Genomic DNA, 19,497 nt, shown 5'->3' on the forward strand with positions numbered 1-19,497 from the left:
TTTTATAAAAAAACTGCTATCTAAAGATAGCAGTCAAGTCATTAGGCTAGAAAAGCACTTAAAACAATCTATTAGACGGCATAAGCTAAAACATCAAGTCTGGCGTGGTGTTCATCTAGATAGTCATTGACCATAGGCTCGCAGCATCCACAGCATGTCGCAACATCAAGGGTATCTTTTAGACCATCAAGGGTGTCGATACCTGAAGCAATGGCTGCTTGGATTTGCTTTTCTTTTACGTCGTTGCAGATACATACGTACATGGGCTGGCTCCTCTGGATGCGGCTATTCGATGACTACTTTATAAAAGCTTGTCTATAAAACCTTGTTTCTATCAAAGCTTATTCAAAATTATTCAAAATTATTTATAATGCTTGTTATATAATAACGATAACTATTATCATTTGCAATAGCATTTGATACATTATATGGTCATCAAAGTATTTTTATATTGCACGTACTTAATTTATGTCAGCGGATATAGGTATACATGTAACTGAACATCATCAAAGGTGGCAAATTAGCGACGAACTGTAATTTAGCTCATTTTTTAATCGATTTTCTATATAACTGCTGTTATATTGTCCCCATCTTAACCAAGACCATCCCCATATCAACCAATATTTATAGTTGGAATTTTTCTATGTCTAATAATAATTCTACAATCCAACCACTTGAGTTATTTAAAGTGCTGTCTGATCCAACACGCCTAAAGATTTTTCAAATTCTGTTCAATAAACAGTCACGCTGTGTGGGTGAGCTAGTAGAAATACTTGATCAACCACAGCCGACCATCTCACGTCATCTGAATCACTTAAAAAAACTGGGAATTTTGAGCTGCGTGCGTGATGGCACTTGGATGTGGTACGAAGTGGCTGATGATCTGCCAGAATGGTGTCAAGATATCTTGGACATTACCTATGAGCAGATATCGCCCAAAGGCACGGATAAACAGCTATCAAAACTTGCTTAAAATACAAAATAAAAAACACCCATATATAGGTGTTTTTTTTGGTTCTAAAGTAGAGGCTTATGAGGTTAAAGCCAAAATATTGCAGTGCTGTATGCCTTTAAGCGTGAGTCAACTGTATCTATTTTTATACCAAGTCTAAAAAATCACTAATAAAAGCGTTGGCTGGCTGGTGTATCAGCTCTTCTGACGTTCCCACCTGCTCTACTCGCCCTTGGTTCATTACTACAATCTCATCAGACACGGCGCGTGCTTCTTCTTGATCATGGGTCACCATGATACTGGTGATACCTAGCTCATGGTGAATATTTTTTAGCCAAGTACGTAGCTCTTTACGCACCTTGGCATCCAACGCGCCAAATGGCTCATCGAGTAACAGTAATTTTGGTTTAACGGCAAGCGCTCGTGCCAGCGCAATACGCTGACGCTGACCACCTGATAACTGGTGCGGGTAAGCATTGGCAACTTGAGGCAATTGGACTAACTCGAGTAGCTCTGCGACGCGCTTATTGATATCAGCCTTGCTTGGCCGCTCATTCTTTGGCAGTAACGTCAGTCCAAAACCGATATTATCAGCGATGTTTTTATGGCGAAATAAGGCATAGTGTTGAAACATAAAGCCGATATGGCGCTTTTGTACTGGCGTATCGGTCACATCCAACTCATCAAACAATATCTGCCCAGAGTCAGCATATTCTAAGCCGGCGATGATACGCAATAAGGTGGTTTTACCACAACCCGACGGCCCCAGTAATGTGGTCAACTTGCCAGTAGGTACGGTTATATTAATGTTGTCTAAGGCAGTAAAGTTACCGAATTTTTTATTAACGTTACGAATCTCGATGCTCATAATGGGTTCTCTTGTTATATCTTTGGCTTAACGTCTTAATATGGCGGATGGTTTTATGATATTTACTTTATGAATGTATCACTTATAGACGACCGGTACTTTTTGCTAAGGTTTTATCCTTATCCGTATTTTTGACATCTTCAGCGTTCGTAGTAGTTGTGGCATTGGCGCTAACCGGTAGCTCAGGCGCACTGATTAAGCGCTCAGATTTAGCAAACTTACGATCTTGTAACTTGGTCATCACTTGTTGTATCAGCAGCGTCACTAACGCTAAGGCGGCAAGTAAGCTTGATAAGGCAAAAGCGGCGGTAAAGTTATAATCGTTATAGGCAATTTCGACCAGCAGTGGCATGGTATTGGTCTCACCGCGAATATGACCTGAGACCACGCTCACCGCACCAAACTCACCCATTGCCCGCGCATTGGTCAAAATCAAACCATAAAGTAGCGCCCATTTGATGTTTGGCAACGTCACATGCCAAAACGTCTGCCAACCACTAGCACCCAAGGTCAATGCTGCTTGCTCCTCAGAATCGCCTTGGGTTTGCATCAGCGGTATCAGTTCCCGTGCTACAAAGGGAAAGGTCACAAACAACGTCGCTAGTACAATGCCTGGTACGGCATAAATGACCTGAAAACCCATACTTTCAAGCCAGCCACCCACGGTGGAGTTCAAGCCAAATAGCAGTACAAACATCAAACCTGCCACAACTGGCGAGACCGAAAATGGCAAATCAAGTAACGTCGTCACCAGCTGCTTACCCTTAAACTGATAACGCGTCACTAACCAAGCAATCGCAATGCCCATCACCATGTTAATCGGCAATACAATACCAGCGGTAATTAACGTGAGCTTGATGGCTTGTAAAGCTTCAGGGTCAACCAATGAGGCAATATACAGCTGCCAACCATTTTTAAAGGCTTCATAAAATACGGCCAGTAATGGCACGACTAACATGGTAACCATGAATAAAACAGCGATGGTGATAAAGGTGCGGCGTATCCACGGCGTATCTCTGGTTGCTGCGTTGCTTTGGTAGTCGTAACTATTAGATATTTGCATGTTAGCGAGCTCCTACACGGCGCGACAGCTTCCACTGTACGATGTTAATGGTCAGCAAAATCACAAATGAGATGAGCAGCATAAATAACGCAACTGCAGAAGCACCTTGAATATCAAACTGCTCTAATTTACCGATAATAATTAGTGGTAAAATCTCAGACTGCATCGGAATATTACCAGCGATAAAAATTACCGAGCCATACTCACCAGTAGCACGGGCAAACATCATGCCAGCGCCCATTAATAATGCTGGTAATAGCTCTGGCAAAATCACCTTACGAAACGTTGTGAAACGATTGGCGCCCAATACTGCGGCTGCTTCTTCAAACTCAACCGATAGCTCGGCGAGCACGGGCTGCACGGCACGGACAATAAAGGGAAAACTCACTACCACTAATGCCAGCCAAATACCTAATGGCGTAAACGCCACCTGAATATCAAACTTGGCGAACCACTGTCCAATCAAACCATTGGGTGCATAAAGGGTGGCAAGAGAAATACCAGTGACCGCTGTCGGTAGCGCAAACGGTAAATCAACCAAGGCATTAATCAACGACTTACCCCAAAACTCATAACGAACCAGCACCCAAGCAACCAGTGTGCCAAACACCATATTGGTGAGCATCGCCAAAAATGACATCCATAAGCTCAGTTTAATAGCAGCAGTGACCTGCGGCTGGGTAATCGTTTGCCAAAAACCTGTCCAGCCCATTTGCGTCGTGGTATAAGCCATCATGGCAAACGGTAGTACGACCAACAGCGATAAGCTAAAGACAGTGATGCCCATGCTCAGACCAAACCCTGGTAGCACATTGCGCTGACGTAAGCGTGTCAGCCAGCCTTTCTTGTGATTAGGTTTGTTGGCAGAAGATGTTGTTGCACTCATAGTGGTGTCCTATTGCCTAGCTGATGGTACTTATCGCAAGCACTCGGTTGTATCAAATGTATTATAGATATGCTTACGGTATAAAGGACATAGCGTGTGCGGCCATGTCCTTTATGAAGTTTTCCATGACTTACTGCATTCCTTGGTAGGTAGCGCAGTCGCCGTTTTTAAAGAAGTGACTCTTAGGAAGCGCTCTTAAAAAGTATTCTTAGACAGGTACGGCTGTTATAAAATCGTTACTTTGGGGCGTTGATGGCTAACTGATCGAACACGCCACCATCGCTAAAGTAAGTACCCATGATCTCATCCCATGTGCCAAAAGCATCATTTGGACGGAAGGTCTCGATTGGTGGTAATTTGTCACCGTTTTTATCGAGGACGCTTTTCACACTTGGGCGCAAGTAAAGGTTGGCCGCCAATTGCTGGGCAGGCTCGCTCCATAAATAATCAAGATAAGCTTTTGCCGCGTCTGTGGTGCCTTTTTTATCGGTTACCGTTTTCACTACCGCTACTGGGCTTTCTGACTTGATAGAGTATTTTGGATAAACGATATCCACTTCACCCACCCCAAAATCAGTCGCTGCCAAGTTGGCTTCGTTTTCAAACGTCACTAAGACATCACCGATACCACGCTGAACGAATGTGGTCGTCGCGGCACGTCCGCCATTTTCATAGACTTTGACGTTTTTGAGCATGTCTTTAACGTAGCTTTTGGCTTGGGTTTCATCTTTATCAAACGCATGTAAACCATAGCCATAAGCCCCTAAGAATGCATAGCGACCATTACCCGTGACTTTTGGGTTGGCCATCACAATCTCAACACCTTCTTCGGTCAAATCTTCCCAATCACTAATGCCTTTTGGGTTGTCCTTACGCACCAAGAATACGATAGTGCTGGTAAAAGGTACGGCATTATCAGGGAACTTGCTTTCCCAATCTGACTCGACCAAGCCTTTTTTCTCAAGCAGTTCAATATCTGATCCCTGGTTCATGGTCGCCACATCTGCTTGTAAACCATTGGCAACCGACAACGCTTGCTTACTCGAGCCGCCATGCGACTGTTTGATTAGGATTTCACTGTTTGGGTTTTCAGCTTTATAGTGGTCAATAAATAAAGGGTTGTAGTCTTTATAAAAATCGCGTGCCACGTCATAAGAAACGTTTAGCAATTCAATATTTTGACCATCTGTGGTTGCTGGTGTGCCATCAGCATTAGCAGTCGTTTCTGTCTTTTCGCTATTGCTACAGCCTACAAGACCCAAGGTCAATGCAACGCCTGCAATGCTCAAGACGTTAAGTGTTTTACTTTTTTGTTGATAGCCTGCTACGTCTTTCATAAATCCCTCAAAGGTGTCTGTTAGGTAATGTAAGTATGCTAACAGCGCCATCTTATTGTGTTTAATGATGAATATGCGTATGTTATTGCCAAAATGGAATAAAGGATTTGGAAGTACAAGCTTATCAAACACTTAAACATTACCAGTAATCAATAATCTTAATATTTTGATAAATAATAGCTCGGATATAGTGGATTCACTTTAAAAACGATACAGTGTTATTGGCTATAAATTTTTTGTAGCCTCTGTCACGCCTGTGAATAGCAAGCAAAAAAAATTATAGCCACAGCACATTACTATTTACTTTATGACAGTTGTATCGGTTTTATTTCGAACTGATTATATAAGTTGCTATCTACTTCGCTCGTGCCAGCTGATCAAAACGCCCACCATCAACAAAGAATGTCTGCATAATCCGCTCCCATGAACCAAATACTGCCACCGGCTCAAAGGTTTCAATCTCAGGCAAATCCTCTTTATGAGCCGCAAGGATCTTTGCGTTATTAGGGCGCAGATACATCTTAGCCATCAGCTCCTGTGCTGGCGCGTCCCATAAGCCAGTTAAATAAGTATTTGCTGCTGCCGTTTTACCGCTTTTATCAGTCACTGCACTCACTACCGCCACTGGGTTTGCAATCTCGATGGAATAGCTTGGATAGATAATATCGACTTGTCCTTTGGCAAACTGCTTTGCGGCCAAATGCGCCTCGTTTTCAGTGGTGATTAAAACATCGCCGAGCCCGCGTTGGGTAAAGCTGGTCGTCGCTGCACGCGCGCCATTGTCATAAGTAACCACATTTGCCAATAGTTTTTGAATAAAATCATTGGTTTGGATGGGGCTTTGGTTACTGTCTTCTTTAAAGTGATGCAACCCATAACCATAAGCACCCAAAAAGGCATAACGCGCCGTACCACTAGTTTTTGGATTTGGCATTACTACATTAATATCGTGACGTGCCAAATCTTGCCAGTCTTTGATGTTTTTAGGATTGCCATCACGTACTAACAGCACCATAGTGCTGGTATAAGGCACGGCATTATTTGGTAATGCTTGCTGCCAGTCCGCGGCAACCAAGCCCTTTTCAACCAGCAAATTCATGTCACTTTCTTGGTTTAAAGTCGCCACGTCCGCTTGCAACCCATTAGCAATCGTCAGCGCTTGTTTACTTGAGCCACCGTGTGATTGATTGATATTAACCTTACTGTTCGGATGTTGTTGCTGATAATCCGCACTGAATAAAGCGTTGTAGTCTTTATAAAAGTCGCGTGATACATCGTAAGACACATTCAATAAGTCAATGTCTTTAACATCACCCGCTTTTGCCGCCTTACTTTGATTGGCTTCGGTAGGATTACAGCCCGTTATTAGCATCGCAAACGCCAGTACGCTACCGGCTTTAACACTGCCATTGGTTACCTGTGCTGGGGTGTTTTGACTTTCAATAGTCTCAATAGGTGATGCGATATTTGAAAAGTTGAGCGTGTTAGATGTTTTTTGAATGCTTGGTTGCATATATGCTCTCAATAGCTACTATGATTTTGGTTCTATCCAATGCTGGAAAGATATGCTAGCAGCTTGTTTGGCAAACGCTTAGTGACGAATTCGCTTATCGTGTGATTAACTTGGCATAAGTAATTTTGTTAGTCAGTCTAAACAGACTATTTTTTAATGAGTGTTTTGGCGATCGTGTTATAAGTAGTAACTTTTGCGCAAGATACGGTATTGCTTACTATGTAGACGACGCTTTAGGTACACGGTATTCTTTCTTGAACTTTGAGCAGCGCGCTGAGATAAGTGAGCCTTATAACTCTAAATCGCTACTATCTTGCCAGCAACGTCGTTTTATTATTCATATTTTTACTAACTTATACCCATCCTTTATTCATCCCTTATAAAAGGTACTTAAATGATTACTCCCCTACCTCGCTATACACATTTTTTTGCCGCTCTTTCAATAACAGCGACTGCTTTATTGGCGTTGAGTGGTTGTAATAACGCCACCAAAGCCAATGTGGACAACCACAGCGTCACACCACCTATCACGATGCGCTCGTCAGCAGTGCAAGCGGTCGTTGGCGATTATGCTGATGAAGGTTATGCTAAGCGCGCGCAAGGCTATGATTGGGTGGGTGTGGTGATAAGAGCAGAAGGGAATGAGCAGATTGATATTAAGGTGCGGGCGCGCAGTGATGTAAAAAAACCAACCTGCCATTTTGACGGTAAGGCTACCTTGATGGGTCAAGATGACGCGCATGGGATTATTTTTGAGACAATAGCTAACGACAGCAAAGTCTTTCTGCAATTTAAAGGCGATAAGCTGACGATAGATAGCCAAGATCAATATGCATTGAATTACTTTTGCTCAGGTGGTGGCACTATCGTTGGAGACTACAAAAAGCTGTCAGGTAAGCTAGAGCTAAACTAAAAGCTCTAGTATCAAGAAAATAGTGAGAAAAACACGTAAAAAAGGGTCAGATGATAAATCCGACCCTTTTTTATTGTTCAATCTTTTACTAATTAATACTTAATACTTATACCGCAGAAGCACCGGTCAATTTTACCTCAGCACGTTCCTCACGAGCGATACCGGCATAGTAATTGCGCAAAATTTTCAATACTTCTGGACGACTAAAGTTATCTGGCACCTCTTCATCTTCTGATAGTGCCTTACGCAATTTGGTTCCTGACACTTTGACATGCTCAGAAGCTTCATGCGGGCAGGTTTTATCAGAGGCCATCGCATTACAAGCATTACACCAAAACGTCCAGCCAATTTTTAACGGTTGAGTAATCAAGTCGTCTTTGCCGACATAATCAAAAATAGCCTGCGCATCAAAGGCACCATAATAATCACCGACACCCGCATGATCGCGACCGACAATCAGATGACTACAGCCATAGTTTTGACGGAACACGGCATGCAGTAATGCTTCACGTGGACCGGCATAACGCATATCGAGCGGATAACCCGCTTGAATAACGGTGTCAGCTCTAAAATAATTATCAATTAAGGTTTTAATGGCTTCTTGGCGGACTTCCGCTGGAATGTCGCCCGGCTTTAATGCGCCTAGCAATGAATGAATCAATACGCCGTCACAAATCTCGATAGCAATCTTGGCAAGGTACTCATGCGAGCGGTGCATTGGGTTACGGGTTTGGAAGGCGGCAACCGTTTTCCAGCCTTTATTATCCAAGATCTCACGGGTCTCCGCAGGCGTTTTATAGATTTCAGGATACAAGGTTGGGAACTCGCCTTCGCTTAACACTTCGACACTGCCAGCGATATTGACCTCGCCTTGCTCTAAAACTTGCTGCACCCCTGGATGCTCTTGGTCTGTGGTAGTGAAGACTTTTTGGCATTCATAAGCTTTATCAATGGCGTACGTTTCTTCTACCGTTAAAATACCCATGATCTCGCCATCTTGCGCCACCAACGCCACTTTATCACCTTGACTTAAGCTGTCGGCAGTCACTTTAGGCGCTGATAAAGTAATGGGAATCGGCCAAAACAAGCCAGCATTGTCACCACTTTGCAAACGCATGTTATCAACCACACCTTGCCAATCTGCTTGATTCATAAAGCCTTTCAATGGCGTAAATCCGCCAATACCAAACATAATCAAATCACCGCGTTCACGTGAGCTTAAGGTGATGGTTGGCAAGGTGCTGGCAAGCTTTAATGCTTGGTTGCGCGCACTATCATTTAATAAAAGCGGCTTAAGCTCGCTGCTACCATGTGGCGGAACGAGCTTTGATGGTTTTTGATTAGCGGTTATAGATGTCATAGTGTTTTTAAAACCTCAAGGAATGGTCAAGAAAATAAATAAGCGATAATTTAAAGTTAAACGGTTAGTTGCTAATGAATAACAAATTATGGGCGACCCATGAAAATTGGAAGTTGAATTTGATAAACATAGGCTACCTAACTTTGGTTATGAAAATTTATGCTGTGTTTGGATATGGATATGTCTTAAAGGAATTTATGTTTAAGGAATCAAACTTATATGATGTAAAGCTGAATTGTTTACCTTGCGATTGGCAATAAAACTGATTAGTCGCTGCTTTTACGTTTAAAAATAACATTGAGATTACGTCATGTATCAATATAATTACGCTGACCAAACCTTAGTAGAGGAACGTGTTGCACAATTTCGTGACCAAACCGAACGGTTTTTGGCGGGCGAGCTGCCAGAAGAGCAATTTTTGCCGCTGCGTTTGCAAAATGGGCTTTATATCCAGCGTTATGCACCGATGCTGCGTATTGCGGTGCCATATGGACTGCTAGCAACCTATCAATTGCGTAAGCTGGCTGAGATTACCCGTAAATACGATAAGGGTTACGGACACTTTACCACTCGTACCAATATGCAGCTGAACTGGCCAAAACTCGAAGAAGTGCCAGATATATTGGCAGAGCTGGCGTCGGTACAGATGCACTCCATCCAAACTTCGGGTAACTGTATTCGTAATACCACCACCGACCCTTATGCTGGTATTCATAAAGAAGAGATTGCCGATCCGCGCCCTTACTGCGAGATTATTCGCCAGTGGTCAACCTTTCATCCTGAGTTTGCTTTTTTGCCGCGTAAATTTAAGATTGCCGTCATTGGCACGGCCAATGATCGGGCAGCGACGCAAGTTCATGATATTGGTTTGCATATTAAGCAAAATGACGAGGGCGAATTAGGTTTTGAAGTCATCGTTGGTGGCGGTCTTGGACGTACGCCTGTGATCGGCAAAACTATTAATAAGTTTTTACCGCGCCAGCATCTACTTAGCTATTTGGACGCTATTTTGCGCGTCTATAACCTCCATGGTCGCCGTGATAATAAATTCAAAGCTCGTATCAAAATATTGGTCGAGAGCATGGGTGGTCCTGCTTTTGCTAAATTGGTCGATGCTGAATGGGAAGCACATACCAAAGATGGGGCACTAACACTGACCGATGCCAACTTTGACAAAGCCAGTAGCTTTTTCACTGAACCCGATTACCTTAGCTTTGACGCGCTACAAGCACAGTCTGAGCTACAACAAACGCTTGATAGCGATAAAAACTTTGCTGATTGGTATCAACAAAACACCGTCGCCCACAAAATCGCAGGTTATCGGGCGATAGTGATTTCTTTAAAGGCGGGCTTAGTTAACGGCAGCTATGTGCCATCAGGTGATATTAGCGAGTCGCAAATGGATGCCCTCGCCGACCTTGCTGATAAATATAGCTTTGGCGAGCTTCGCGGTACTTATCAGCAAAATTTGGTTTTCGCTGATGTGCAAACCAATCAGTTGTATGAGCTATGGCAACAGTTGGCTAAGCTGCATTTAGCTCGTCCAAATATCAATACCCTAACCGATATGATCGTCTGCCCGGGCTGGGACTTTTGCTCACTGGCCAACGCCACTACCCATAATATCGCTGAACAAATCGAAAAACAGTTTGATGACCTCGATTACCTTTATGACTTGGGTGACATTCGTCTCAATATGTCAGGCTGCATGAATGCCTGTGCGCATCATCATACTGGTGATATTGGTATCCTTGGTGTCGATAAAAAAGGCGAATACTGGTACCAAATCAGCCTTGGCGGTAATTCTAGTAATAACGCCAAGCTCGGTAAGATACTCGGTAGAGCCGTACCTTCTGATGATGTGGCAACGACGATACAAAAGATAATCGACGTCTATCTGGAGCAACGCGTCAGCAATGAGCATGAGGTAGAAGGCTTTGGTGAGTTGATCAATCGTGTCGGCATCGCACCCTTTAAGGAGAAGGTCTATGGCTAATCATCATGTGTTAAACGAGCAAGGCGCTGATATTGGCCAAAATGATACTTGGTTGGCACTTAGTACCAATGAGCTACCAGACGGCATTGCATTAACTCACATATCACTGCTTGAGTTATTGCAAAAACAAGAGAAGCTCGATGTGCTTTTGCCACTTAGCGATTTATTAGATGCTAAAGGCAACATCGCCGGCGGGTTATTACAACAAGTACGTGAATTATTAGCCCAACATACCAGCCGTTTTGGGGTTTGGGTGACATCAGATAGCGATACAGAAGTACTGACGCGTATACCAGAGTTTTTATTACAGCAAGACCTGATTGTCATTCATGTACCCGCTTTCACTGATGGTCGCGGCTTTAGCTTTGCCCAAACCCTACGTCAAATTGGCTACCAAGGTGAGATTCGTATGGCTGGCGAGTTTGGACGTGATCAAATCGCCTATCTGTTACGTGCAGGCGCTGATAGTTTTGTGATAAGTGAGCATGATCTGCAGTCTATCTCTAATATCAGTCAAGCATTTAATGCCCTTGCCAGCAGCTACGACGGTCGCGACGCTAGCGCCTTACCGATGTTTGCAGGTGCTTAATACGCTGCCGCCATAGCAATTCTTATTAACCATTTTTTAATTCAGCTGTTTTTAATTTAGTTACGCAATTATTAATTATCACTATTATCAATTATAACCAAGGAATATATTATGAGCCAATTACACCCAAATCTAGATATCGACCAAGCCAACCAAGACTTGCAAGGTAAGTCACCTGAGCAGATTGTAGAATGGGCGCTTAGCCAAGCTAAAAACCCCATCATTACCACCAACTTCCGCCCTTACGAATCTGCCATTTTGCACTTAGTTGCGAAACAACGCCCTGATATCACCGTCTTGTGGGTGGATTCTGGCTATAACACTGATGCCACGTATCAATTTGCCAATAAAGTTATCCGCGATTTGAACTTAAATGTGATCACCTATATCCCTAAGCAAACCGCTGCCCATCGTGACGTAACGATGGAAGGTATCCCTGGTGTTGATGATGCACAACATGACGAATTTACTGATCAAGTGAAGCTTGAGCCATTCCGTCGTGCGTTGGATGAGCTAAAACCAGACGTTTGGTTTAACGCCATTCGTAAAGATCAAACCGAATTTCGCCAAGGTCTTGATGTACTTAGCCTATCAAAAGATGGCGTATTAAAAGTAGCACCGTTATTTGAAAAAACTGATGCTGATCTAGATGTTTATCTTGAAGAAAACAGCCTACCCAATGAGTTTGACTATTTTGATCCGACTAAGGTAGAAGAGCACCGCGAGTGTGGTTTGCATACGCAGTTGTAAGTAACTAGCTAGCAATAAAAGACTAAATGATTAGGACACGCCCTAGAGATGTTAAGAAAAAAAAGAAGCGATGATGCTAAATCATCGCTTCTTTTTGTGTTTAGAATGATATTTGCCATGAGGTTTTATATAAATGCAGAGCTCTACAATCGCTTGAGTTAAATAAATAACGTTTCTTTAACGTTTTATTGTCAAGCTTTGCGGTATTCTATGGCTTGCCTTAGTAGTTGCGCGGTATTAAACCAACGCTTTCAAGCCACATCATGGATGAGGCTGCTCCTATTTTCCTTACCGGCACTCGCGCTCATTAATATGGATATTTGTTATGCCCTTTATAAAAAAAATCGATTCACTGTACGAGAAGCTTCACGATAAGCTGCCAGCTGTAGGTAAAGCCGCCTCTTTTTTAACCGGTACGAGTGTTCTCACGGCCAATAGTGCGATGGTGGGCCTGCCCATCTGGACTTTGGGGGCGGCAAAAGTGTTGACCGGAGCAAAAGTCACAGACGATGCGCTGATTGCGATTACCAAATACTGGATCAATAGTAATAACGCCGTCATTGACCATGCGCTACCGCATAAAGACTGGCGGATTAATCTGCCTGACGATCTGAGTGAAGACAAGCAGTATCTGCTGGTCAGCAACCATCAATCGTGGGTCGATACCAGTATCGTGCAATACATCAGTCAAGATACGCTGCCTTTAACGCGATTTTTTACTAAGTTTAATTTGATTTATATCCCAGTTATCGGTCAAGCTTTTTACTTCTTAGACTTTCCGATGATTAAGCGATTTTCTCCTAAAGCGATGGCCAAGAATCCAGAACTTAAAAAGCAAAATTTAATCGAAGCCAAACGTGCCTGTCGTCAATTAAAAAACAAACCTTTTGCCCTGCTTAATTACTTAGAAGGCACGCGCTTTACGGTAGAGAAACACGATAAGCAAGGCTCACCTTATCAGCACTTATTAAAGCCGCGGGCGGGTGGTTTATCATTAGCGATTAATGCCTTAGGCGATCAGATGGACTCCATTTTGGATATTACTATCGTCTATCCTGACGGCACTCCTGACTACGATGATTTATGGAAAGGTAATATTCGCCGTTTGGGCGTTGATGTCACGCGCTTAAAAATACCGGATAAGTTATTTGCGGCGATTATGGATGGCGGCTATGATCGTGATGAAGCTACCAAAGCGATGATGTTTGAGTGGTTAGAAGATATCTGGCAACAAAAAGATGCCCGCATTACTAAAATGCTGAGTGAGTTTGAGTAGGTTTTGGCATGCGGTTGAAGATGTTTGATTATTCAGCAACATAAGGATAGTCAAACTCACGATGAAAATATACATTTTCTTCTTCTTTATCGTCTATCCCTCCAATTCCAACTATTACAGATTGTGTTTTAAAAGGTCTAAAAGTTCTCTGTATTAAGTTTGGATTATCGGTGTCCAAACAGATCTTCTCTTCTTTTTCTATAATATAATACTTTTCATCTATAGGAGCTATAGTTAGCATTGTGCGACTTTGATCGTCAGGAATATCGTAATTATATATCTCTAAGTCGCTCATTCTTATATATTTTATTTGTATAGGCTGATCATGTAATACTGTTGTTGCAAATAAGGGTTCAAAACACAAATCACCATCACTGTTGGTTGATATTTCAATATCACCTTCTATTATAGAAGAAGGATGGGGCTTTTTAAAACAGCCAGAAATACCTACTATCAGCAACGAACAGATCGGTAATGCAAGACAAGATACAAATCGCTTCGACAGATTACTCATAAACATTTAGAATCCTTTTGATGATATCGGTAAAAGATTTAATCGGCCCATATATAGTCAGCTGAAAATAAAAATGTTATATAAGCTCAAATGCGCTACTGGGATGAATTTTACTTGCGTGCTGTGCCTACGCCGACAGAGGCTGCGCAACCTATATTTTAAAAAACAAGCATCCCAGTAGCGCTATAACACTTTTGAAGTGTATCGACTATACAAACAACAGCTAGGCAGAAAAACAGTATTCAGGTATGTCATTTACTATTGTCTTCCGAAGAGATAATACCTAATTCTATATTTATAGCATCAAACTCTGCTATGATTATCTCATTTCTATATAAAGCTTCTATCATATCGAAAGGAGGTTCTTCATAGTACCAACCGTCTTCTTTTATAGTGACAAACCTTTGAAAAATAACTTCCCCAAAAGTATTGTCTATATCACCTTCTCCTAAAAAATCATAGATTTTATCTTCGTTTTTAGGGCTTAGGATTATGTTATGGGTGGCTTGTTTGTTAGGAAATAAAACCCTAGAGCTTTCGCCATTACAATCTGCACCAGCTCCATATACTTCTAAGTATAAATCGAAGCCTCCTAACTGCCTTTCAACAATCAATTCCCAGTTGGCTTGTAGCCAGTCATCTTTAAAGAATTCAGCATTACCTGAACTCTCTAATTTTTTAACTGCTGACCAATATAAACATAACAGGTTAGCATAGTCTTTTAAAACGTTATTCATATACAATTAGCCCGATTTATTTCTACTTTACAGTTATTTTTATTAATTATTGAACCAGTTGATATTAGAACGATAGAAAAGCTCACTTCTTCTTTAAACATAAATCAGTCCTTCACCAGGAGTTGGTTTATAAGTCTTTTTATCTATAACTTTTAAAACACCTCTATCGGAGGTTGATATTTTATGCGTCAGCTATCTTTTACAGCAAAATCCTACGTGACTGCCATCATTCCATTTACCCTTGCTATCGTAATAAGAACTATCACATTAAAAAAACAATTATCTACTTTTAAAACACCTATTCCACATCTCACCAAAAACCATCGTCATCATGTCAAAAACGAATATGCTAATGCCAATTCTTTACGTGAGCTGCCGTACCTAATAAACCATAATAGTGGCATACACTAAATTGAATAACTGGTGATGCTATGAACACTTTTCCATTGTTTTTTAAATTAGAAGGCCGCAAAGTACTTATTGTCGGCGGCGGCGATGTGGCGCTACGTAAAGCTGACTTGCTCAGCCGTGCTGGCGCGTGCATCACAATCCTTGCCCCTGATATCTGCGCTGAGCTACAGGCACTACTCACAAATAATAAAACAGATGCTAAGCACCAATTGATTTATGAGAATTATAATAAAACTTATATGACAGGCGCACGCGTCATCATCGCTGGCACCGATGATGAAGCACTCAATCATCAAATTCACGCCGATGCTACCGAGTTAAATATCCCCGTAAACGTCGTCGATACACCGTACTTGTGTGACTTTATTTTCCCCGCTATCATTGATCGTAATCCGATTGTGATTGGTATCTCATCGAATGGTAAAGCACCAGTGTTGGCACGTCTACTGCGTGCGCGTCTCGAGACCTTGATTCCGCAAGGCTATGGCAAATTGGCGAAGCTGGCTGGTGAATTTCGTGGCGAAGTAAAAGCCAAAATACCAACATTGACTGGACGTCGACAGTTTTGGGAGCGTGCCTTTGAAGGTTCAGTCAGTCAGCTGATGTTTGCAGGTAACGAAAAGGAAGCTGCCGCGCAATTGCGAGCTGATTTAGACAGTACTGCTGCTGCAATCACTGCAAAAAACACCGCAGATGATAATGTACTGAGCACTGTTTCAAAGTCTGCTTCAACATCTGCGCCAGTGATAGCCGATGAGCTAACAGAAACACCAAGTACGATAGGTGAAGTCTATATCGTCGGTGCCGGTCCTGGTGACCCAGAATTATTAACCTTTAAAGCGCTACGTCTGATGCAACAAGCCGATATCGTCTATTATGATGCATTGGTGTCGCCACAAGTATTGGATTTATGCCGCCGCGATGCTGATAAAGTATTCGTTGGTAAAAAACGCAGCAACCACGCCGTGGCGCAATTGGGCATCAATGAGCTACTAGTCAATAGCGCTAAAGAAGGACGGCGTGTGGTACGTCTAAAAGGCGGCGACCCCTTTATCTTTGGGCGTGGCGGTGAAGAAATAGAAAGCCTGCGCGCGCACGGCGTACCTTACCAAGTCGTACCCGGCATTACCGCAGCCAACGCCGCTGCCAGCTATGCCGGTATTCCGCTGACCCATCGCGACCATTCGCAGTCGGTACGCTTTGTCACTGGATTTTTAAAAGCTGGTGCACCTAATAATAACTTTAAAAACTTCTTGGATACCGATGAGACCGTAGTCTTCTATATGGGTTTGCATTCACTGCCTCGTTTAACTGAAGGTTTGATTGACGCAGGACGCAGTAGCGATACCCCAATTGCTATCGTCTCTAATGCCAGTATGCCCAATCAGCAAGTATTAACCGGCACGCTTGCCGATATCGTTGAGTTGCAAGAACAAAACCAGCTCCCCACGCCAGCTTTGCTCATTATGGGGGACGTGGTAGCGCTACATGATGATTTGGCTTGGTATAATTTACAAAATCAGCAGCACAGTCAAAGTACTAGCGATACGAATAGTAACTGGTTACGCGGCGGTACAGCGGCTACACCAAACATAGATAATACTAGCCAGCAAGCCCATGCATTATCAATGGTGGCAAGTCTTGCTGAGCAACAAGACAGTGAAAGCTTAGAGCAGTTGGTGATTGGTTAAATCTATTTTTAAACTTCCAAACAGTATTAAAAAGCCCTAGCAATCTACTGCTGGGGCTTTTTTAGCTCTTAGTTTTTAGTCCTTTTTTTCTCAAGTACCTTTATAAGCTTGCTATGAATTGACGATGCATCTGCAGGCGGATTGCTAATAGGCGTATTTTTGATAAGCAATGTGTATTCGTAATCAGGCTCATAATCAAAACCTTCTATAGCACTATATCTATACTCCCAGTCCGACTGACTATTAGCTTGTTTAGCAGGCTTAATCAGTAAGCATAGTTGTGGCGCAACACCGACACAGTCTACCTGATGGTCAGCGACCATGATTTTACGTAAAACATAAGGCATAGCACGGACAATAATTTGGCGCTTATTATCTGATTGTGATGTCGATTGCTCTCCCATCACTTCGATGTAATCACCGACAGCCAATTCTTGCATTTGATAAGCATTCTGCTGACCGAAATTAGACCTGCTAATGGACGCTGTATAAGGTTGTCCATTCTTAGTCATAAGAATCACTTTTTGCTGCGCTCTATCTTGCGAAATAACACCAGTCACTTGGCCAATGATTGCTTCGGAACGACTCGGCTTAATCGAATGGATAAACGAGTTGCTGTCTTTGACTTGACTCACACTGGTTTTATTATCCATATTGGTCTGCTCATGACTACTGCAAGCAGCCAGAGATGAGCTGGCTAGCAAAGCCAATGTGCATAATCTGATAAACGACATAGGATATCCTTATTAATGATAATTTAGATATTACTAACGATTAAGATTTTTCGGTATGACTCATTTGTTATTTAGGGCGTGTCCTCATTTTAAAATAGTGCAGATAATATCGGGATATTAGCCAACTATTTGACGATGTTTGGCAAAATTTAGCCATTTTTAGCCCATTTAGGTATGATCGTTTAGATTGAGGACACACCCTAGTACTATATGAAAGCGATACCGTTTTAAAGTGAATTTACTATAAGTTCATAACCACAGCAAACCGCAGCAATTCTTGCTAGAATAATCGCTGTCTTTTATCCATCATTAAGTCTAATTATGCCTGCATCTGCTATTAAACCGCTTACTATTCTTCACACCTCTGACTGGCATTTAGGGCGCAGGTTATATGGGCGCATGCGTTATGAAGAATTTGAAGCATTTTTAAGCTGGTTGCAAGAGACTATTAGCACGCAAAAAGTGGATGTACTTATAGTCGCAGGTGATATATTTGACACCATGACTCCTAGTAATAGAGCCCAAGCGCTTTATTATGAGTTTTTAGGCAAGGTGTCAAAATCCTGCTGTCAGCATATCGTCATCGTCGCAGGCAACCACGACTCCCCTACTTTTTTAGATGCGCCAAGCAATGTCTTAAAGTTTCTCAATGTTCATGTTATCGGTACCGCTTGTGAAGACTTAAATGATGAAGTGTTGGTTTTAGACGATGCCGACGGTACAGCGCATTGCATTATTGCCGCTGTCCCCTATCTGCGTGATCGCGACGTTCGAAATAGTCATGCTGGCGAGTCAGTAGATAGCAAAGATGCCAATGTCATCGCTGGTATCTGCACGCATTATGATGAAGTGGCGAGCATTGCCAAAACCAAGCAAGCTGAACTAGCTAAGGCGCACAAGCGGCACATTCCTATTATCGCCACAGGGCACCTGTTCGCGGCGGGTGGCACCACGACCGATGATGATGGCGTGCGCGATTTGTATGTGGGCTCACTTGGCAAGGTTTCTGCCGATATGTTCGATGATGGGTTTGACTATGTGGCGCTTGGACATTTGCATGTACCGCAGCGTGTCGGTGGTCGTGAGAGTATCCGCTATTCAGGATCACCTATTGCTATGGGTTTTGGTGAAGCAAAACAGCAGAAACAAGTTTTGTTAGTACAATTTGGTGTAGCAGAAAATGATGTTGAAGATGAAGTCTTAGCGTCAGAAGTTGCCATTGAGCATTCTTTAGCACCAATCAAAGAAACCACTAAAAAAATAGCAGCTCAAACATCTGAATTTATGGATGATTTATTTAGTTTTGAAGAGTTAGTAGAAAATAGTGAAAGTGACAAAAAGTTGATTGATGAAGAAGTTTCCAATCGAGCAGAGTTTATACTAAATACTGAAACCTCTAATCTATTGCATCACGATAAATCACGTCAGATGCAAATTGTCTCCCTACCTATTCCAAAATTCCAAAAATTGGCGCAAGTTTCAGGCGATTTAGCAACCATTAAACAAATGATTGATAGGACGATAGATGCCTTGACTGAGTCAGTATGGTTAGAAGTTGTTTATGACGGTGATGAAGTGGTTAGTGACTTACGTGAGCATATCCAAGCGATGGTAGAGGGCTTACCGTGTGAGGTGTTAAAAATAAAAAATACGCAAACTTATAATAAAGTCCTCAATCAACATCAAGCCTCTGAGACGCTACAAGACTTAAATGAGCAAGAAGTGTTTGAGCGCTGTTTGACCGCTCATAACGTCCCTGATGAACAAAAAACAACCTTACGTGATGCTTATGAACAAATCGTTTATAACCTGCATCATGAAGACACTCAGGCAGAATAATATAAAAACAGCTTAATAATTTTTAACTACTTCATGATTCCATCACGATTTTCGTTATTACTATGACT

Annotated in this window: 19 protein-coding genes; 9 read left to right on the plus strand and 10 right to left on the minus strand. The window is 42.4% G+C overall.

The genetic code is table 11. The annotated features are described in order from the left end of the window. Nucleotides 1-71: 71 nt before the first annotated feature. Nucleotides 72-263, minus strand: coding sequence for a (2Fe-2S)-binding protein (locus ACT3TU_RS06650; protein WP_192524010.1), 192 nt, complete (start codon nucleotides 261-263; stop codon nucleotides 72-74). A 380-nt stretch (nucleotides 264-643) separates the two neighbouring features. Between ACT3TU_RS06650 and ACT3TU_RS06655 the strand changes: the two genes are divergently transcribed. After that, complete coding sequence (locus ACT3TU_RS06655; RefSeq protein WP_192524011.1) at nucleotides 644-973, plus strand: ArsR/SmtB family transcription factor; 330 nt, start codon at nucleotides 644-646, stop codon at nucleotides 971-973. A gap of 124 nt (nucleotides 974-1,097) precedes the next feature. Here the strand turns inward: ACT3TU_RS06655 and ACT3TU_RS06660 are convergent, their stop codons facing one another. The 5 genes from ACT3TU_RS06660 to ACT3TU_RS06680 all read right to left on the minus strand — a co-directional run bounded on the left by ACT3TU_RS06660 (nucleotide 1,098) and on the right by ACT3TU_RS06680 (nucleotide 6,619). After that, complete coding sequence (locus tag ACT3TU_RS06660) at nucleotides 1,098-1,820, minus strand: sulfate/molybdate ABC transporter ATP-binding protein (RefSeq protein ID WP_192524012.1); 723 nt, start codon at nucleotides 1,818-1,820, stop codon at nucleotides 1,098-1,100. Nucleotides 1,821-1,902: 82 nt separating this feature from the next. Beyond that, the gene (gene cysW / locus ACT3TU_RS06665) at nucleotides 1,903-2,883 is read right to left on the minus strand and encodes a sulfate ABC transporter permease subunit CysW (RefSeq protein WP_192524013.1); all 981 of its coding nucleotides are present in this window, start codon (nucleotides 2,881-2,883) and stop codon (nucleotides 1,903-1,905) included. A 1-nt stretch (nucleotide 2,884) separates the two neighbouring features. Further along, a complete protein-coding gene (cysT, locus tag ACT3TU_RS06670) occupies nucleotides 2,885-3,769 on the minus strand; it encodes a sulfate ABC transporter permease subunit CysT (protein WP_192524014.1) in 885 nt (294 codons plus the stop codon). A gap of 236 nt (nucleotides 3,770-4,005) precedes the next feature. Further along, a complete protein-coding gene (locus ACT3TU_RS06675; RefSeq protein WP_192524015.1) occupies nucleotides 4,006-5,106 on the minus strand; it encodes a sulfate ABC transporter substrate-binding protein in 1,101 nt (366 codons plus the stop codon). 355 nt (nucleotides 5,107-5,461) lie between these two features. Next, a complete protein-coding gene (locus ACT3TU_RS06680; protein WP_225735147.1) occupies nucleotides 5,462-6,619 on the minus strand; it encodes a sulfate ABC transporter substrate-binding protein in 1,158 nt (385 codons plus the stop codon). Nucleotides 6,620-7,013: 394 nt separating this feature from the next. On the opposite strand from ACT3TU_RS06680, the gene ACT3TU_RS06685 reads away from it, so the two are divergent. Beyond that, a complete protein-coding gene (locus tag ACT3TU_RS06685) occupies nucleotides 7,014-7,532 on the plus strand; it encodes a hypothetical protein (protein ID WP_192524016.1) in 519 nt (172 codons plus the stop codon). Between the two features lie 106 nt (nucleotides 7,533-7,638). Here ACT3TU_RS06685 and sat read toward each other — a convergent pair whose 3' ends face one another. Then, nucleotides 7,639-8,892, minus strand: coding sequence for a sulfate adenylyltransferase (gene sat, locus ACT3TU_RS06690; RefSeq protein WP_192522446.1), 1,254 nt, complete (start codon nucleotides 8,890-8,892; stop codon nucleotides 7,639-7,641). A gap of 310 nt (nucleotides 8,893-9,202) precedes the next feature. Here sat and ACT3TU_RS06695 point away from each other — a divergent pair, with 310 nt between their 5' ends. From ACT3TU_RS06695 to ACT3TU_RS06710, 4 genes are all read left to right on the plus strand, one after another. Continuing rightward, the gene (locus ACT3TU_RS06695) at nucleotides 9,203-10,888 is read left to right on the plus strand and encodes a nitrite/sulfite reductase (protein ID WP_192522445.1); all 1,686 of its coding nucleotides are present in this window, start codon (nucleotides 9,203-9,205) and stop codon (nucleotides 10,886-10,888) included. Further along, on the plus strand, nucleotides 10,881-11,477 hold the full coding sequence (locus ACT3TU_RS06700; RefSeq protein ID WP_192522444.1) for a DUF934 domain-containing protein: 597 nt from the start codon (nucleotides 10,881-10,883) through the stop codon (nucleotides 11,475-11,477). Before ACT3TU_RS06695 ends, ACT3TU_RS06700 begins: the two co-directional genes overlap by 8 nt. A 111-nt stretch (nucleotides 11,478-11,588) precedes the next feature. Then, nucleotides 11,589-12,227, plus strand: coding sequence for a phosphoadenosine phosphosulfate reductase domain-containing protein (locus tag ACT3TU_RS06705; RefSeq protein ID WP_192522443.1), 639 nt, complete (start codon nucleotides 11,589-11,591; stop codon nucleotides 12,225-12,227). 325 nt (nucleotides 12,228-12,552) lie between these two features. Beyond that, a complete protein-coding gene (locus tag ACT3TU_RS06710) occupies nucleotides 12,553-13,503 on the plus strand; it encodes an acetyltransferase (protein ID WP_192522442.1) in 951 nt (316 codons plus the stop codon). A gap of 28 nt (nucleotides 13,504-13,531) precedes the next feature. On the opposite strand, the gene ACT3TU_RS06715 is transcribed toward ACT3TU_RS06710, so the two are convergent. Next, nucleotides 13,532-14,017 (minus strand): hypothetical protein, encoded by a 486-nt coding sequence (locus tag ACT3TU_RS06715; RefSeq protein ID WP_192528719.1) that lies wholly within the window; start codon nucleotides 14,015-14,017, stop codon nucleotides 13,532-13,534. Nucleotides 14,018-14,268: 251 nt separating this feature from the next. After that, on the minus strand, nucleotides 14,269-14,754 hold the full coding sequence (locus ACT3TU_RS06720; protein ID WP_192522440.1) for a hypothetical protein: 486 nt from the start codon (nucleotides 14,752-14,754) through the stop codon (nucleotides 14,269-14,271). Nucleotides 14,755-14,937: 183 nt separating this feature from the next. Here ACT3TU_RS06720 and ACT3TU_RS06725 point away from each other — a divergent pair, with 183 nt between their 5' ends. Beyond that, on the plus strand, nucleotides 14,938-15,165 hold the full coding sequence (locus ACT3TU_RS06725) for a hypothetical protein (protein WP_192522439.1): 228 nt from the start codon (nucleotides 14,938-14,940) through the stop codon (nucleotides 15,163-15,165). Nucleotides 15,166-15,185: 20 nt separating this feature from the next. Continuing rightward, on the plus strand, nucleotides 15,186-16,856 hold the full coding sequence (gene cysG, locus ACT3TU_RS06730) for a siroheme synthase CysG (RefSeq protein WP_192522438.1): 1,671 nt from the start codon (nucleotides 15,186-15,188) through the stop codon (nucleotides 16,854-16,856). 68 nt (nucleotides 16,857-16,924) lie between these two features. On the opposite strand, the gene ACT3TU_RS06735 is transcribed toward cysG, so the two are convergent. Then, entirely contained in the window at nucleotides 16,925-17,590 is a 666-nt protein-coding gene (locus ACT3TU_RS06735) for a DUF4377 domain-containing protein (RefSeq protein WP_192522437.1), read from the minus strand. Between the two features lie 321 nt (nucleotides 17,591-17,911). On the opposite strand from ACT3TU_RS06735, the gene ACT3TU_RS06740 reads away from it, so the two are divergent. Then, a complete protein-coding gene (locus ACT3TU_RS06740; RefSeq protein WP_192522436.1) occupies nucleotides 17,912-19,429 on the plus strand; it encodes an exonuclease SbcCD subunit D C-terminal domain-containing protein in 1,518 nt (505 codons plus the stop codon). Nucleotides 19,430-19,497: the final 68 nt, after the last annotated feature.

The organism is Psychrobacter sp. AOP3-A1-26, assembly GCF_052378235.1.
Taxonomy (GTDB): Bacteria; Pseudomonadota; Gammaproteobacteria; order Pseudomonadales; family Moraxellaceae; genus Psychrobacter.